A 15195-nucleotide genomic window follows, 5' to 3' on the forward strand; every position below is an offset into this window, starting at 1 on the left:
GCACATGCGTCGTTTGGGAGCGGTGGTCACGGGAGTGGGCATGCTCGCCGCCCTGGCCGCCTGCGGCGGTGACAAGACCTACGCCAGCGTCCTGGAGAAGGTGCAGGACGGCGGCAAGGTCGTGGTGGGCACCAAGTGGGACCAGCCGAGCCTGGGCTTGAAGAAGGGGTCGGAGCCGGAGGGCTTCGACGTCGACGTCGCCAAGGCCGTGCTGAAGGAGATGAACGGCGGCAAGGACGCCCAGATCGAGTGGAAGGAGTCGGCCTCCTCCAACCGCGAGCCCTTCCTCCAGAACGGCACCGTCGACATCATCTTCGCCACGTACTCCATCACCGAGGAGCGCAAGGCCAAGGTGTCCTTCGGCGGCCCGTACGTGATCGCGCACCAGGACATCATGGTCCGCAAGGACGACGCCGCGATCAACGCCCCGCAGGACCTCAAGGGCAAGAAGATCTGCAAGGCGGCCGGCTCCAACTCCTACAAGCGCGTCACCGACCCGCCCCCGGACGGCAAGCTCGACATCGACGCCACGACCGTCGACGCGGCCAACTACTCCGAGTGCGTGCAGAAGCTGTCGGGCAGCAACCTCGACGCCGTCACCACCGACGACCTGATCCTGGCGGGCTTCGCCAAGCAGGCCGGCGGCAACTTCAAGGTGCTCGGCCAGGGCTTCACCGACGAGAAGTACGGCATCGGCCTGAAGAAGGGCGACACCAAGACGTGTGAGGCCGTCAACACCGCGGTGAAGAAGATCTGGGACAACGGCACCATGAAGCAGCTGCTGGAGAAGTGGTTCGGCGGCATCCAGGGCCTGAAGCTGTCGGAGACCGCGCCCCCGGCCGAGGGTTGCAGCTAGTCACGCCAGAGGCGGCGGCCGGGATCCCGGCCGCCGCCGCTCTATGCGGTGGAGCACGATGGATGAACTAATCAAGTACCTGCCCGACCTCGCGATGGGCTTCTGGGGGAACATCAGGATCGCGCTCGTGGCCGCGGTCGTCTCGCTCGTCCTCGGGACGGTCCTGGCCGGGATGCGCGTCTCCCCGACGCCCGTGCTGCGCGCGGTGGGCACGGTCTATGTGAACGTGGTGCGCAACACCCCCCTCACCCTGGTGCTGGCGTTCTCGGCGCTGGGCCTGAGCGACAAGCTCGGCCTCGTCTTCTCCGGCGAGCCGCGGACGAACTCCTTCTGGATCGTCTCGATGGGCCTGTCGATCTACACGTCGGCGTTCGTGTGCGAGGCGGTGCGCTCGGGCATCAACACGGTCCCGATGGGACAGGCGGAGGCGGCCCGGGCGATCGGGCTGAGCTTCATGCAGACGCTGCGGCTGATCATCCTGCCGCAGGCGTTCCGATCGGTCATCGCGCCGCTGGCCAGCGTGATGATCGCCATGATCAAGAACACGACGGTGGCGGTCGCCGGCGGGTACGCCGCCGACGTGGCCGCGGAGATGAAGCTCACGTTCGACACCACGGGGGCCTCGATCCCGATCTTCCTCGGGGTGGTCGTGGCCTTCATGGCCGTGACCATGCCGATCGGCTTCTTCTCCGGCTGGCTGGCCCGGCGTCTGGCGGTGGCACGATGAGCGCGTCCGTCCTGTTCGACGCCCCCGGCCCCCGGGCCCGGGTGCGCAACCACCTGCTGACGGCGATCAGTGTCCTGGCGGTCCTGACCGTCGTGTACTTCGTCTACCGGGGCTTCGACGCCAAGGGCCAGTGGGACGGCAAGATCTGGCAGCCGTTCCTGACGGCCGAGGTGTGGCGGGAGTTCATCCTGCCGGGCCTGCTCGGCACGCTGGAGGCGGCGGCCGCCGCGGCGGTGCTCGCGCTGGTCTTCGGCGCGGTCTTCGGCCTGGCCAGGCTCTCCGACCACGCCTGGATCAGGGTGCCGGCGGCCGCGGTGGTGGAGATCTTCAGGGCCATCCCGCTGCTGCTGCTGATCTTCTTCATCTTCTACCTGGCGCCCGCCGTCGCCGGCGGCGGCGACTACGCCTTCATCGCGGTGGTGCTGGGCCTGATGTTCTACAACGGCTCGGTGCTGGCGGAGATCGTGCGCGCGGGCGTGCACGCCATCCCCAAGGGCCAGGCCGAGGCCGCCTACGCGGTGGGCATGCGCAAGAACCAGGTGCTGCGCCTGGTGCTGCTGCCGCAGGCGGTCACGACGATGATGCCGGCGATCGTCAGCCAGCTCGTGGTGCTGCTGAAGGACACCGCGCTCGGCTACATCATCGCCTACGTCGACCTGCTCAACACCGGGTTCAAGATCCTGCCGGCCGCGTACTTCGGCTCGCTGATCCCGGCGGCGATCGTCATCGGCGTCATCTACGTGGCGCTCAACATGACGCTGAGCTACCTGGCCACCCTGCTGGAGCGGCGCAGCCGGCGCAGCAGGAAGACTTCGGCGCGGCCGATCGCCACCCCCGGCGCGGCCTCCGTCGGCGTCGCCACCGGCCAGGGCACCGAGGGCGGCGGCATGGCGCCCGACATCCCCGTGGAGTGACCCGCGAGACGGCGGCGGAGGCTTACGTCCCGCCGCCGTCTCGTAAAGAAAGCCTCAGATCTTCGCCCACGCGGCACGCGGACCGGCCCTGCGGGGCCGCCGACCCCACAGACTCCTGTGCGTGCGGATACGTGGAGTCGTGGTGGCGCTGGCCGGCACGGCCGCGTTCGCCGTACCGGTGGCGTGCGGTGGCGGCGGCGCCTACTCCAGCGTCGTGGGCAAGATCAGGGGCACCGGCCAGGTCATCGTGGGCACCAAGTGGGACCAGCCGAGCCTGGGCCTGAAGGCCGGTCCCGGCGATCCCGTGGGCTTCGACGTGGACGTCGCCCGGTACGTCGTCGCCAAGCTGGCCCGCGGCCGGCCCGTGCGCATCACCTGGCGGGAGGCGCCGGCGGCGGGCCGCGAGGCGCTGCTCCAGAACGGCACCGTGGACATGGTGTTCGCCACCTACTCCATCACCGAGGCCCGCAGGCCCAAGGTGACCTTCGCCGGCCCGTACGTGCTCGTGCACCAGGACACGATGGTCCGGGCCGAGGACGCCTCCATCCGCCAGGTCACCGACCTGCGGGGCAAGCGCGTGTGCCAGGTGCCCGGCTCCAACTCCTTCAAGCGCGTCGCCGACCCGCCGCCGGACGGCAAGCTCGACCTGCCCGTCGTGGCCGTGCCCGCGGCCAACTACTCCGACTGCGTGCGCAAGCTCAGCGACAACGAGCTGGACGCCGTCTCCACCGAGGACCTGACCCTGGCCGGCTTCGCCCAGCAGGCCCCCGGCCTGTTCCGGCTGCTGAACGACCCCTTCACCGACGAGCGGTACGCCATCGGCCTGAAGAAGGGCGACATCGAGACCTGCGAGGCCGCCGAGCAGGCCGTGGTCGAGATGTGGCGGGACGGGACGGCCACGCGGCTGCTGCGCAAGTGGTTCGGCGACACCGGGCTCAACCTGCCTGCCTCGATGCCGCCGCAGGAGAGATGTTCTTGATCGCGCCCCACGGCCCCGGATCTTCCGGCAGGATGCGGGTATGCCTTTCTGGCCGTCCCCCATCTCCGCCCGCGACGTCGCCGCCGCCGGTCTGCGGCCCGGCTGGCCCGTCGCCCAGGGCGGCCGGGTGTGGTGGACCGAAGACCGTCCGGGCGAGGGCGGCCGCACCGCGATCGTCCGCCGCGAGGCCGACGGCACCTGCCGTGACCTGCTGCCCGCCCCCTGGAGCGCACGCACGAGGGTGCACGAGTACGGCGGCCGTCCCTATGCCGTGACGCCGGGCGGCGACGTGGTCTTCGCCGCGCTGGCCGACCAGCGCCTGTACCTTCTCGGGCAAAACGGCCAGCCGAAACCTCTCACCGCCGAAGGTTCCCGCTACGCCGACCTCACCGTCCACGACGGCGAGGTGTGGGCGGTGCGCGAGCGCCACGGCGAGCACGGCAAGATCACCCGGTCCGTCGTGTCGATCCCGCTGGCGGGCGGCGAGCCCCGGGAGCGAGCCTCCGGCCACGACTTCTACGCCTCCCCCGTCCTGTCCCCCGACGGCGCCCACCTGGCCTACGTCTGCTGGAACCACCCCCGCATGCCCTGGGACGGCACCGAGCTGCGCGTCGTCCGGCTGCGCGACGGGCAGGCCCGCACGGTGCTGGGCGGCGCGGCGGAGTCCGTCCTGTCGCCCGCCTGGAAGGACGACGCCACCCTCTACCTGGTCTCCGACCGCTCCGGCTGGTGGAACCTCTACGAGTGCGGCCTCGACGGCGCCGCGCCGCGGGCGTTGTGCCCGGCCGAGGAGGAGTTCACGCAGCCGCCGTGGCAGCTCGGCGGCGCGCCCTACACCGTGCTCGGCGACGGGCGGCTCGCCGTCCTGCACGGGCGCGGCGACCTGCGGCTGGGCGTGCTCGACCCGGACACGGGAGCGCTGCACGACCTCGACCTGCCCTACACCGGATGGCAGGCCGCGCTCGCCGCCGACGGCATGTCCGTGACGGGCGTCGGCCACGCCGCCCGGCTGCCGCGCTCGGTCGTGCGGGTCGACGTCGCCTCCGGGCGGGCCGAGCCGCTGGCGCGGGCCGACGAGCGGCTGCCCGACCTGTCCGGCGTGCCCGATCCGCGGCCGGTGGTCGTCCCGGGCGAGCGGCCCGTGCACGCCTTCCTGCACCAGGTCGCCGAGGAGCCGACGCCGTTCGTGGTGTTCGTGCACGGCGGCCCGACCGCCCACGCCGACACGGCGCTCGACCTGGAGAAGGCGTTCCTGACCTCGCGCGGCATCGGCGTGCTCGACGTCAACTACGGCGGCTCCACCGGCTACGGCCGCGCCTACCGGGAGCGGCTGCGCGGGCAGTGGGGGCTGGTCGACGTCGCCGACACCGTCGCCGCCGCCCAGTGGCTGGCCGACTCCGGGCTGGCCGACCCGGCCCGCATCGCGGTGCGCGGCGGCAGCGCGGGCGGCTGGACGGTGATGGCCGCCTGCTGCCGCTCCGGCGTGTTCGCGGGCGGGGTGTCCTACTACGGCGTCAGCGCCCTCGCGCCGCTCGCCGCGCACACCCACGACTTCGAGTCGCGTTACGTCGAGTGGCTGGTCGGCGACGACCCGGCCGTCTACGCCTCCAGGGAGCCGCTCGGCCTGGTCGACGGGGTGTCCTGCCCGATGCTGCTGCTGCAGGGGCTCGACGACCCGGTGGTGCCGCCCGAGCAGTCGACGGCCTTCGCCGACGCATTGTCCGAGCGCGGCGTCCCCTGCACCTATCTCGCTTTCGACGGCGAATCCCACGGATTTCGCCGAATGGAGACGCGCGTCGCGGCCTTGGCCGCCGAGCTGGCTTTCTACCAGCAGCTATTCAGTTAATGTCGCGATCTCCAGACAATTCCCGTACTGAATCAGCATTACCGACCAGTCGCTAGTCGCAAACAGTTACGTAACCGACCTCGACAGTCTTCCTCCGGCATGGGTTGCTCGTCTCAGTAAACGTGGGGCGCGCGTCGCGGCCACGACGCGCGCCCCAGCTGTGCCAGCCAACAACACCCCCATCTCGGCACGAGGGAGGCCAGATGGCCAGCTTGCGCCATCTCAGCATCATCACGGTGGCGGCGGCAACTCTGCTCGCCACCTCCTGCGCGACGCAGAACGGAACCAGCAAATCCGCTCCGCCCCCCGCCGCGAGCCAGAGCTCGGGAAGCCCCGTCACGGGCGGCACGCTCAGGCTCGTGGGCTCGGGCGACGTCGACCATCTCGACCCGACCAGCATCTACTACGTCGTCACCATCGGGATCATGCGCGGCTACTCGCGCCAGCTGTACGCCCTCCAGGGCGTCGCGGCGGGAGCCGACACCACCAAGGGCTACGAGGTGCTGCCCGACATAGCGACCGAGCTGCCCACCGAGGCGAACGGCGGCCTCAGCGCCGACAAGCTCACGTACACGATCAAGTTGCGCGACGGCGTGCAGTGGGACACCCAGCCGCCGCGGCCGGTAACGGCGGGCGACTTCGTCCGCGGGTTCAAGCGCATCTGCAACCCGGTGGCGGGCTCCGGCGCGCCCGGCTACTACACCAGCACGATCAAGGGCATGGCCGAGTACTGCGACGCCTACATCAAGGCGTTCGAGAAGGCCAAGCCCACCGCCAAGGCCCTGGCCGACTTCCAGAACGGCCACGACATCGCCGGCGTGCAGGCCAAGGACGACAAGACGATCGTCTTCACCCTGACCCAGCCGGCCGGTGACTTCCTCAACATCCTGGCCCTGAACTTCGCCTCGGCGGCGCCGCAGGAGTACGACCAGTACGTCCCCGACGACGCCACCTTCCGCCAGCACGTCATCTCCAACGGCCCGTACAAGATCACCTCGTACGTGGCCACCAAGTCGATCCGGCTGGAGAAGAACCCGGCCTGGAAGCAGGAGTCCGACCCGATCAGGCACCAGTACGTCAACGCCATCGACGTCAAGATGGGCGTCGGCGAGCCCGACGCGGTGCAGCAGCAGATCGAGGCCGGCAGCGCCGACCTGTCGTGGGACCTGCCGGTGCCGACCTCGCAGATCCCGCAGCTCAAGAGCAACGACCCCAACTTCACGATCTTCCCCGGCGCGGTGACGAACCCGTACGTGGTGTTCAACCTGCAGAGCAAGAACGCCGGCGGGGCGATGGGCAAGCTCAAGGTCCGCCAGGCCATCGAGTACGCGATCAACAAGACCGCCATCGCCAAGATCTACGGCGGCGCGGACGTGGCGACCGCGCTGCACACGGTCATCCCGCCCGGCAACATCGGCTACCAGGAGTACAACCCGTACCCCACGCCGGGCGACCAGGGCGACCCCGCCAAGTGCAAGCAGCTGCTGAGCGAGGCCGGCTACCCCAACGGGCTGACCCTCATCGGCGCCTTCCGCAACGCGGGCAACCACCCGGCCAACTTCCAGTCGTACGCGGCCGACCTGAAGAAGTGCGGGATCACCGTCAAGGGCCTGCCGCTGCGCCAGGGCGACTACTACACCTACCTGCAGACGCCCTCGCACGCCAAGAACAGCGAATGGGACCTGTCGGCCCCCGGCTGGATCCCCGACTGGTACGGCAACAACGGCCGCGCGGTCATGCAGCCGCTGTTCCAGACCAACTGCAACGCCGGCACCAGCAACTACGGCTGCTACAGCAACCCCAAGGTGGACGACCTGATCAAGCGGGCGCTCGCCGAGACCGACCAGGCCAAGGCCGCGGCGCTGTGGCACGAGGCCGACCAGACGGTGCTGGCCGACGCGGTGATCGTGCCGCTGAACAACCAGAACACGCCGCTCTACAAGAACAAGCGGGTGCAGAACGCCCTGTACCTGCCGTCGTACCAGGTCTTCGACGTCACCAACCTCTGGCTGAACCCCAACACGCCTTGACGACCGGCCTCCCGCGGGCGCGCCGGCAGGCGGGCCCGCGGGACGGCCGCGAGGGAGACATATGAGCCTGCTTGAGGTAACCGACCTCCAGGTGTCCTTCCCCACCTCCGACGGCGTGGTCCAGGCGGTGCGGGGGCTGTCGTTCACCGTCGATCGCGGCGAGACGCTGGCGATCGTCGGCGAGTCCGGCAGCGGCAAGACCGTGAGCACCCAGGCGATACTCGGGCTGACCCCCGACGCCGACATCTCGGGCACGGCCCTGTTCGAGGGCGTCGACCTGCTCGGGCTCGACAACGAGCAGCTTCGCCGCATCCGCGGCGCGGAGATCAGCGTGGTCTTCCAGGACCCGCTGACCAGCCTCCATCCGCTCTACAAGGTCGGCTGGCAGATCGAGGAGCTGATCCGCGTCCACAACCCCGGCACCCGCCGGGCCGAGGCCAGGAAACGGGCCGTCGAGCTGCTGGGCCTGGTGGGCATCCCGCGCCCCGACCGCAGGGTGGACGACTATCCCCACCAGTTCTCCGGCGGCATGCGGCAACGGGCGATGATCGCCATGTCGCTGGCGCTCAACCCCAAGCTCATCGTCGCCGACGAGCCCACCACCGCGCTGGACGCGACCGTCCAGGCGCAGATCCTTGAGCTGATCGGGCGGGTGCAGGCCGAGTTCGACATCGCGCTCGTCCTCATCACGCACGACCTCGGCGTCGTGGCCGGCATGGCCGACGAGGTGCTCGTCATGTACGCCGGGCTCGTCGTCGAACGGGCCGACCGGCGCACGCTCTACTACCAACCGCACCACCCGTACACCAAGGGCCTGCTGGAGTCGATCCCGGGCAGCACCGGCGACCGCGGCGGACGGCTGCGGCCCATCCCCGGCTCGCCGCCGAGCCTGATCGCGATCCCGTCCGGGTGCGCCTTCCATCCGCGCTGCCCGTACGTGATGCCGGTCTGCCCCGCCGAACGGCCGCCGCTGGCCTCCATCACGGGCGCGCGCGGGCACGCCTCGGCGTGCTGGCTGCCGCACGAGGCGATCGGGCTCGGCGCGGAGGCCGAGGCGCTGCGCAAGCGGGCGGTGCTCGGCACGGCGGAGGAGGCCTGATGCTGCTCGAAGTCGAGAACCTGGTCAAACACTTCCCCATCACCAGCGGCATGCTGATCAAGCAGACGATCGGCCAGGTCAGAGCCGTCGACGGCGTCAGCCTGTCGCTGTCGCCCGGCGAGACCCTCGGCCTGGTCGGCGAGACCGGCTGCGGCAAGTCCACGCTCGCCCGGTGCATCGCGGGCCTGCATCCCATCACCTCCGGCAGCGTGCGCTTCGACGGCGCCGACATCACGAACCTGCCGCGGCGCCGGATGCGGCCCTACCGGCGTGACATCCAGGTGATCTTCCAGGACCCGTACGGCTCGCTGAACCCGCGCCGGCGGGTCGGCTCGATCATCGCCGACCCGCTCGTCATCCACCGGGTGCAGAGCGGCCAGGAGCTGCGGCGGACCGTCCAGGAGCTGATGGAACGGGTGGGGCTCAACCCCGAGCACTACAACCGGTTCCCCGCCGAGTTCTCCGGCGGGCAGCGGCAGCGCATCGGCGTCGCGCGGGCGCTCGCGCTGCGGCCCCGGCTGATCATCTGCGACGAGCCGGTATCGGCGCTCGACGTGTCCATCCAGGCCCAGATCCTCAACCTGCTCAAGGACCTCCAGGACGACTTCGGGCTGACGTACCTGTTCATCGCCCACGACCTGTCGGTGGTGCGGCACGTCAGCGACCGGATCGCGGTCATGTACCTGGGCAAGGTGGCCGAACTGGCCACCGCGGAGGATCTGCACGCCGTGCCCCGCCATCCCTACACGAACGCGCTGCTGTCGGCGACCGCCGTGGCCGACCCCGACGAGGCCGAACGGCGGCACCGCATCATCCTCACCGGCGACGTGCCCTCGCCGATCGACCCGCCCACCGGCTGCCGCTTCCATCCGCGGTGCCCGAAAGCGCGCGAACGCTGCTCGGCCGAGGAACCGCTGCTGGTGCCCCAGGAACACCTGGTGGCCTGTCACTACCCCGTCGAGGCGGGCGAGGACCTGACCGCCGGGAGGACCGCATGACTCTCACGGAGATCCGTCCGGACGTCGTCACCGACCGCACGATCGCCGGACGCAGCCCCTGGCAGCTCGCCTGGGCGCGGATCAGGTCCGACCGGGTGGCCCTGGTCTCCGGCATCGTCGTCGTGCTGCTGTGCCTGCTCGCCCTGGCCGCGCCGCTCATCTCGGCCTGGAACGGCCACGACCCCGACGAGCAGTTCCGCGACACCGGCATCACCGACCAGGGCCTGCCCGTCGCGCCCAACGGCGAGTTCTGGTTCGGCACCGACCGCCTCGGCCGCGACCTGTTCATCAGGGTCCTGTACGGCGCGCGCGTCTCGCTGCTCGTCGGCGTGGTCGCGACCGGCGTGGCGGCGCTGATCGGGGTCGTCATCGGGCTGCTGGCCGGGTACTACGGCGGCGTCATCGACACCATCCTGTCCCGGCTCATGGACGTGGTCCTGTCGTTCCCGTACCTGATCTTCGCGATCGCGGTGGTGTCCATCGCCGGACCCTCGCTGACCGCGACGATCGGGGTGATCTCGTTCTACTCCTGGGCGGCGATCGCCCGCGTGGTGCGCGGCCAGACGTTGTCGCTCAAGGAACGCGAGTACGTGGAGGCGGCCCGGTCCATGGGGGCCGGCGACGCGCGCATCATGTTCGTGGACATCCTGCCGAACCTGCTGGCCCCCGTCATCGTGCTCACCACGCTGCTGGTGCCGGCCGCGATCGTGTTCGAGTCCACCCTGTCCTATCTGGGGCTCGGGATCGTTCCCCCTACCCCGTCGTGGGGGAACCTGCTGAGCGAGGCCCAGGGGTTCTACCGGGTGGCGTACTGGTATCTGGGCTTCCCGGCGGCCTCGCTGCTGATCACGACGCTGGCGTTCAACCTGGTGGGCGACGGGATCAGGGACGCCATCGATCCCCGGATGGAACGGCTGTTCAGCCGCCGGCGACGGCGGAACCGGCGTGCGGCATCCGGTCCGGCTTCCGGTCCGGCGTCCGCTCCGGCGTCCGGTCCGGCTTCCGGTCCGGCTTCCGCTTCGGCTTCTGCTCCGGCCTCCGCGCCCGCCGCTGGGCGGTCCGATGCCGATGCCGGGCGGTCCGATGCCGCTGCTGGAGGGCCCGATGCTGACGTTTCATGACCGGGGTGGGATGCCGGGGTTGCTTCAGGAGGTGGAGGGCTGATGTTGCGACGGTTCCTGCTGCGGCGCACGCTGCTCGGAGTGCTGGTGTTGTGGCTGGTCTCCCTGGGCACGTTCTTCCTGTTCTTCGTCGCCCCCGGCGACCCCGCCCGTACGCTGGCCGGCCGCCAGGCCACCCCCGAGCAGGTCGACCTGATCCGGCACAACCTCGGCCTCGACCGTCCCACCATCGTCCAGTACTTCGACTACCTGGGCCGGCTCCTGCACGGCGACCTCGGTCAGTCGTACTTCTCGGGCGAATCGGTGGGCAAGCTGCTCGCCCAGGACTTCCCGCCGACGTTCTCGCTGGTGCTCGGCGGCGCCGTCCTGTGGCTCTGCGTCGGCGTCGGCGCCGGGGTGCTCAGCGCCACCCGCGTACGGTCGTTCCTCGACCGCGCCCTGACCACGCTGGCCCTGGCCGGGGTCTCGATGCCGACGTTCGTGGTCGGCCTGCTGCTGCTGTATTTCTTCTTCTTCCAGCTCACCATGGCGGGCGCGCCGATCCTGCCGCCCGACTCCTACGTGCCCTTCTCCGAGAACCCCGGCGAATGGGCCCGGCACCTGATCCTGCCGTGGATCACGTTGGCCATGGTCCAGGCGGCCTCGTATGCCCGGCTCACCCGGGGCTCCATGCTGGACGTCCTGGGCGAGGACTACATCCGTACGGCCCGCGCCAAGGGCGTGCCCGAGGGCCGCGTCATCTACCGGCACGGCCTGCGCGCCGCGCTGACCCCCGTGGTCACCCAGCTCGGCGTGGACATCGGCACGCTGATCGGCGGTCTGGTGGTGACGGAGTCGGTCTTCGGGCTCGGCGGCATCGGGCAGGCGGTGGTGCAGGCGTTCATCAGCGGGGACCTGCCGGTGATCATGGGCGTCGTCATCCTGGCCACCACCGCCGTGGTGGTGGCGAACCTGATCGTGGACATCGCCTACGGACTCCTCGACCCCCGGATCCGCCTGGCCTGATGCTACGAGCCTCCGCCTGGCCTGACGAGACGATACGAGGCGGCGCGTCCGGCCGGGCGCACCGCCTTCGTCCACTTCCCGCCTCGTGGAACGGGCGGGATCATGGAACCGGCGGGCTCTCGGAACCGGCGGGATCCTGGAACCGGCGGGATCCCTCGGAAATGGCTGAGCGTTCTTGGGGCCGGCGGGCGGCTTCTTCGGGGTCAGCGGGCGAACTCGGTGGCGCGGGACTCGCGCACCACCGTGATCCGGATCTGCCCCGGGTACGTCAGCTCCTCCTCCACCTGCTTGGCCACGTCCCGGGCGATCACCTGCGCCTGGATGTCGTCGATCGCGTCCGGCTTGACCATGACCCGGATCTCCCGCCCGGCCTGCATGGCGAACACCTTCTCCACGCCCTCGTACGACTGCGCGATCTCCTCCAGCCGCTCCAGCCGCTTGACGTACGCCTCCAGCGACTCCCTGCGCGCCCCCGGACGGCTGCCGCTGATGGCGTCGGCCGCCTGCGTGAGCACCGCCTCGACCGTACGGACCTCGACCTCGTTGTGGTGCGCCTCGATGGCGTGCACCACGTCCTCCTGCTCGCCGTACCGGCGGGCGATCTCGGCGCCGATCAGCGCGTGACTGCCCTCGACCTCGTGCGTGAGGGCCTTGCCGATGTCGTGCAGCAGCGCGCACCGCTTCATGAGCTGCTGGTTCATCTTGAGCTCGGCCGCCATGATCCCGGCGATGTGCGCGGACTCGATGAGGTGCTTGAGCACGTTCTGACCGTAGGAGGTGCGGTATCGAAGCTGCCCGAGCAGCAGCGTCAGCTCGGGGTGCATGTCGGTGATGCCCAGCTCGACCAGCGCGTCCTCGCCGGCCCGCGCGCAGAGGTCCTGGACCTCCTGGCGGCTGCGGTCGTGCGCCTCCTCGATGCGCTGCGGATGGATGCGCCCGTCCAGCACCAGCTTCTCCAGCGTGAGCCGCGCCGTCTCCCTGCGAACCGGGTCGAAACACGACAACAACACCGCCTCCGGCGTGTCGTCGATGATCAGGTTCACGCCCGTGGTCGACTCGAACGCCCGGATGTTGCGTCCCTCGCGACCGATGATCCGGCCCTTCATCTCGTCACCGGGCAGATGCAGCACACTGACGACCGACTCGGCCGTCTGCTCGGCAGCCACCCGCTGGACCGCCAGCGTCACGATCTTGGTGGCCCGCTTCTCCCCCTCCTTGCGGGCCTCGCCCTCGATCTCCCTGATGATCAGCGCCGCCTCGCGCTTGGCCTGGTTCTCGATCTCCTTGACCAGCTCGGACTTGGCCTGCTCCCCCGTCAGCCCGGCGACCCGTTCCAGGATCGCCCGCCGCTCGTCCTCGACCTGGAGCAGTTCCTCGCGCCGGTCGGCCAGCTCGATCTCGGTCTCGGCCAGCTTCCTGTCCCGCTCGGACTGCCGCCTGGCCTCCTCGTCGAGCCGCTGCTCGCGCTCGGCCAGCCTGGCCTCCCTGCGTTCGAGATCGGTCCGGAGCTCCTTGAGCTCGGACTTCAGGATCCGGCTCTCCTCCTCGACCTCCCGCCGCATCTGCGCGGCGCTCTCGACGGCGCTCTCCGACCTGCGCAGGATCTCCTCGGCGTCGCTCTCCGCCTTGGCACGGATCTCCTTGGCACGCTCCCGCGCCTCCTCAAGCTCCGCGTGTACGGCCTCCACCTGCTCAGGGCTCGGCTCGGACTTCCGGGGCAAACCGCCAGAGGTACGGCGTATGACGACGAGCAGCGCCACGATCATCCCGAACGCGAGCACGAGCACCGCCACCATCAGCACCACGACAAGCGGCTGCATGCGCGCCCCGCCCTCCTCGCGTCGTCAACACCTCATAACGCGGACCCAAAACGGGAGGGGTCACGTGCGCGCCACGGAAAGCCCGGTCGGCGTCGTCTCCAGGACCGATGTCAGGCCAAGGCTGACCGGGCATCGGCCCCCATAGCCGACACCTCGCCTGCCTCGATCAACCGAGCTCGTACGTCCGTCGTTCACCGGTATGGCAATCCGCACTGCGCGGAGTAACTCCTCACTGCCGTCGAGGTTATGCGTCGAACAGGTCACGAGCAAGCAAACGCGTCCTCAAGCGTGTCTTACGGGCCCGCATCTCCCCAATCAACCACATAACCCACGATCACCCCCCATTTGTCCCCCACCTTCACCTCTCCAACCCCCATAGCCCAGACAAAGCCCACAACCCGCCATCCGGCGACCACCGGCCATCAATCCGTAGAGCTCCGGCGGACCCTCCAGTCCCGGCTTCCGTCGCACGCGAGAAACTCTTCGAACGCCCGACGCCCGGCTCGCCCGCCCCGACAGGAGCACACGATGAACACCCTCATCGACAAGATCGCCTGGATTCACCTGGACGACAACAAGATCCTCAGCACCCGCTCACGCGGCAAGAGCGCCTACTACCTCCCCGGCGGCAAACGCGAGCCCGGCGAAAGCGACCTCGACACCCTGATCCGCGAGATCGACGAAGAACTCTCCGTCACCATCATCCCGACCACCGCCACCCACCTGGGCACCTTCCACGCCCAGGCACACGGCCACGCCGACGGCGTCACCGTACGGATGACCTGCTACACCGCCGAGCACCACGGGGTCCCGACACCCAGCAACGAGATCGAAGAGATCACCTGGCTGACCCACGCCGACCGCGACCGCGTGTCCCCGGTCGACCAACTCATCTTCGACCACCTACACCGAACCGGCCAACTCCACTAGGACGTGTCTCGAAGTCAGGTGGTTAGTCTCCGTTGAAGAGTAGATATCTATGAGGCTTGCGTTCGATCAACTGGCAGAGGTCAAGGATCTCTTCGGCCGCCCGCCGTTCATCCTCAGGTACTAGACGCGCAAGCTGTTGCAGCTCAGGCACCACTTTCCGCATCTGCGACCGGTTGAAGATGGTGTCGTCGCAGGGATCGACGTAGCCGAGCATCGGTAGCCCCAGGCCCAAGGCGCGATCACAAAGCGCGTTGATCGCCGGGTGCAGCGACTGTCCCTCCATGTCGCCGGAGAAGGTCCACACCATCACGCTGATTCCCATGCACGGTCACACTAGTGTCCTGAGTCAGGAGTTCTGTCCATATATGTAGGCTGGGTTCATGACGTGTGATATTCGCGCATACCGAGGCCCAGATGACGCCACAGCGACCTTCGATGTCTTCCAAGCCGCGATTCGCCAAACGGCCTCGTTGGTTTACGGACCGCGCCAGGTGGACGCATGGGCTGGCCCCGCTCGCACCGACCTGAGCGATTGGGACAGGCGGCGGCAAGAAGCGTCGACCCTGGTGGCAGAAGTTGATGACACTGTCGTGGGGTTCACGGACCTGCTGCCGGACGGCTTGGTTGACATGCTGTTCGTTCATCCACGATCAGGGGGCAGGGGTGTTGCACGCGCCCTGCTCACTGCCATCATGCGCGAGGCGCGTGCCCGTGGGCTCACCGAACTGCGGACCTTGGCCAGTCGGAGTGCTCAGCCTGCGTTCGAACGCCTCGGATTCACTGTGGTCGCCCATCGCCCGGACAACACGGTCCGTGGGGTCGTCGTCCCCAACGTAGAAATGCGTCGCCGCCTCTAGCATCCTGAGTCAG

General features: G+C 69.4%; 14 protein-coding genes. 12 read left to right on the forward strand and 2 right to left on the reverse strand.

The features are described from left to right. Positions 1-4 precede the first annotated feature (4 nt). The 10 genes from ACFYYW_RS39960 to ACFYYW_RS40005 all read left to right on the forward strand — a co-directional run bounded on the left by ACFYYW_RS39960 (position 5) and on the right by ACFYYW_RS40005 (position 11575). A complete protein-coding gene (locus ACFYYW_RS39960) occupies positions 5-856 on the forward strand; it encodes a glutamate ABC transporter substrate-binding protein (RefSeq protein WP_364391053.1) in 852 nt (283 codons plus the stop codon). Positions 857-914: 58 nt separating this feature from the next. Beyond that, on the forward strand, positions 915-1583 hold the full coding sequence (locus ACFYYW_RS39965) for an amino acid ABC transporter permease (RefSeq protein WP_352331392.1): 669 nt from the start codon (positions 915-917) through the stop codon (positions 1581-1583). Next, complete coding sequence (locus ACFYYW_RS39970; protein ID WP_387657438.1) at positions 1580-2497, forward strand: amino acid ABC transporter permease; 918 nt, start codon at positions 1580-1582, stop codon at positions 2495-2497. The genes ACFYYW_RS39965 and ACFYYW_RS39970 overlap by 4 nt, the downstream gene beginning before the upstream one ends. Positions 2498-2618: 121 nt before the next feature. Further along, the gene (locus ACFYYW_RS39975; RefSeq protein WP_387657441.1) at positions 2619-3476 is read left to right on the forward strand and encodes a glutamate ABC transporter substrate-binding protein; all 858 of its coding nucleotides are present in this window, start codon (positions 2619-2621) and stop codon (positions 3474-3476) included. 40 nt (positions 3477-3516) lie between these two features. Further along, positions 3517-5322: a S9 family peptidase gene (locus ACFYYW_RS39980; protein ID WP_387657444.1), complete on the forward strand. Its 1806-nt coding sequence runs from the start codon at positions 3517-3519 to the stop codon at positions 5320-5322. A gap of 203 nt (positions 5323-5525) precedes the next feature. Continuing rightward, complete coding sequence (locus ACFYYW_RS39985; protein WP_352327364.1) at positions 5526-7352, forward strand: ABC transporter substrate-binding protein; 1827 nt, start codon at positions 5526-5528, stop codon at positions 7350-7352. A 61-nt stretch (positions 7353-7413) separates the two neighbouring features. Continuing rightward, positions 7414-8451, forward strand: a complete 1038-nt coding sequence (locus ACFYYW_RS39990; RefSeq protein WP_352327363.1) for an ABC transporter ATP-binding protein — start codon at positions 7414-7416, stop codon at positions 8449-8451. Further along, positions 8451-9449, forward strand: a complete 999-nt coding sequence (locus ACFYYW_RS39995; protein ID WP_387657448.1) for an ABC transporter ATP-binding protein — start codon at positions 8451-8453, stop codon at positions 9447-9449. Before ACFYYW_RS39990 ends, ACFYYW_RS39995 begins: the two co-directional genes overlap by 1 nt. Beyond that, a complete protein-coding gene (locus ACFYYW_RS40000) occupies positions 9446-10570 on the forward strand; it encodes an ABC transporter permease (protein WP_387657451.1) in 1125 nt (374 codons plus the stop codon). Before ACFYYW_RS39995 ends, ACFYYW_RS40000 begins: the two co-directional genes overlap by 4 nt. Positions 10571-10612: 42 nt before the next feature. Further along, entirely contained in the window at positions 10613-11575 is a 963-nt protein-coding gene (locus ACFYYW_RS40005) for an ABC transporter permease (RefSeq protein WP_352327360.1), read from the forward strand. A 203-nt stretch (positions 11576-11778) separates the two neighbouring features. Here the strand turns inward: ACFYYW_RS40005 and rny are convergent, their stop codons facing one another. Then, a complete protein-coding gene (gene rny / locus ACFYYW_RS40010) occupies positions 11779-13395 on the reverse strand; it encodes a ribonuclease Y (RefSeq protein WP_387657454.1) in 1617 nt (538 codons plus the stop codon). 528 nt (positions 13396-13923) lie between these two features. On the opposite strand from rny, the gene ACFYYW_RS40015 reads away from it, so the two are divergent. Further along, complete coding sequence (locus tag ACFYYW_RS40015) at positions 13924-14325, forward strand: NUDIX domain-containing protein (protein ID WP_387657456.1); 402 nt, start codon at positions 13924-13926, stop codon at positions 14323-14325. 22 nt (positions 14326-14347) lie between these two features. Here ACFYYW_RS40015 and ACFYYW_RS40020 read toward each other — a convergent pair whose 3' ends face one another. Then, a complete protein-coding gene (locus tag ACFYYW_RS40020; RefSeq protein WP_387657459.1) occupies positions 14348-14647 on the reverse strand; it encodes a hypothetical protein in 300 nt (99 codons plus the stop codon). Between the two features lie 58 nt (positions 14648-14705). Here ACFYYW_RS40020 and ACFYYW_RS40025 point away from each other — a divergent pair, with 58 nt between their 5' ends. Further along, on the forward strand, positions 14706-15182 hold the full coding sequence (locus ACFYYW_RS40025; RefSeq protein ID WP_352356362.1) for a GNAT family N-acetyltransferase: 477 nt from the start codon (positions 14706-14708) through the stop codon (positions 15180-15182). Positions 15183-15195: the final 13 nt, after the last annotated feature.

This window comes from Nonomuraea sp. NPDC001831 (assembly GCF_042892035.1).
Taxonomy (GTDB): Bacteria; Actinomycetota; Actinomycetes; order Streptosporangiales; family Streptosporangiaceae; genus Nonomuraea.

What these genes read in the sequence shown, in the direction of transcription:
- ACFYYW_RS40025 (WP_352356362.1), top strand. Translation starts at nt 14,706, where the DNA reads ATGACGTGTGATATTCGCGCATACCGAGGCCCAGATGACGCCACAGCG.
- ACFYYW_RS39965 (WP_352331392.1), top strand. Translation starts at nt 915, where the DNA reads ATGGATGAACTAATCAAGTACCTGCCCGACCTCGCGATGGGCTTCTGG.
- ACFYYW_RS39980 (WP_387657444.1), top strand. Translation starts at nt 3,517, where the DNA reads ATGCCTTTCTGGCCGTCCCCCATCTCCGCCCGCGACGTCGCCGCCGCC.
- ACFYYW_RS39960 (WP_364391053.1), top strand. Translation starts at nt 5, where the DNA reads ATGCGTCGTTTGGGAGCGGTGGTCACGGGAGTGGGCATGCTCGCCGCC.
- ACFYYW_RS39995 (WP_387657448.1), top strand. Translation starts at nt 8,451, where the DNA reads ATGCTGCTCGAAGTCGAGAACCTGGTCAAACACTTCCCCATCACCAGC.
- ACFYYW_RS39970 (WP_387657438.1), top strand. Translation starts at nt 1,580, where the DNA reads ATGAGCGCGTCCGTCCTGTTCGACGCCCCCGGCCCCCGGGCCCGGGTG.
- ACFYYW_RS39990 (WP_352327363.1), top strand. Translation starts at nt 7,414, where the DNA reads ATGAGCCTGCTTGAGGTAACCGACCTCCAGGTGTCCTTCCCCACCTCC.
- ACFYYW_RS40005 (WP_352327360.1), top strand. Translation starts at nt 10,613, where the DNA reads ATGTTGCGACGGTTCCTGCTGCGGCGCACGCTGCTCGGAGTGCTGGTG.
- rny (WP_387657454.1), bottom strand. Translation starts at nt 13,395, where the DNA reads ATGCAGCCGCTTGTCGTGGTGCTGATGGTGGCGGTGCTCGTGCTCGCG.
- ACFYYW_RS39985 (WP_352327364.1), top strand. Translation starts at nt 5,526, where the DNA reads ATGGCCAGCTTGCGCCATCTCAGCATCATCACGGTGGCGGCGGCAACT.
- ACFYYW_RS40020 (WP_387657459.1), bottom strand. Translation starts at nt 14,647, where the DNA reads ATGGGAATCAGCGTGATGGTGTGGACCTTCTCCGGCGACATGGAGGGA.
- ACFYYW_RS40000 (WP_387657451.1), top strand. Translation starts at nt 9,446, where the DNA reads ATGACTCTCACGGAGATCCGTCCGGACGTCGTCACCGACCGCACGATC.
- ACFYYW_RS40015 (WP_387657456.1), top strand. Translation starts at nt 13,924, where the DNA reads ATGAACACCCTCATCGACAAGATCGCCTGGATTCACCTGGACGACAAC.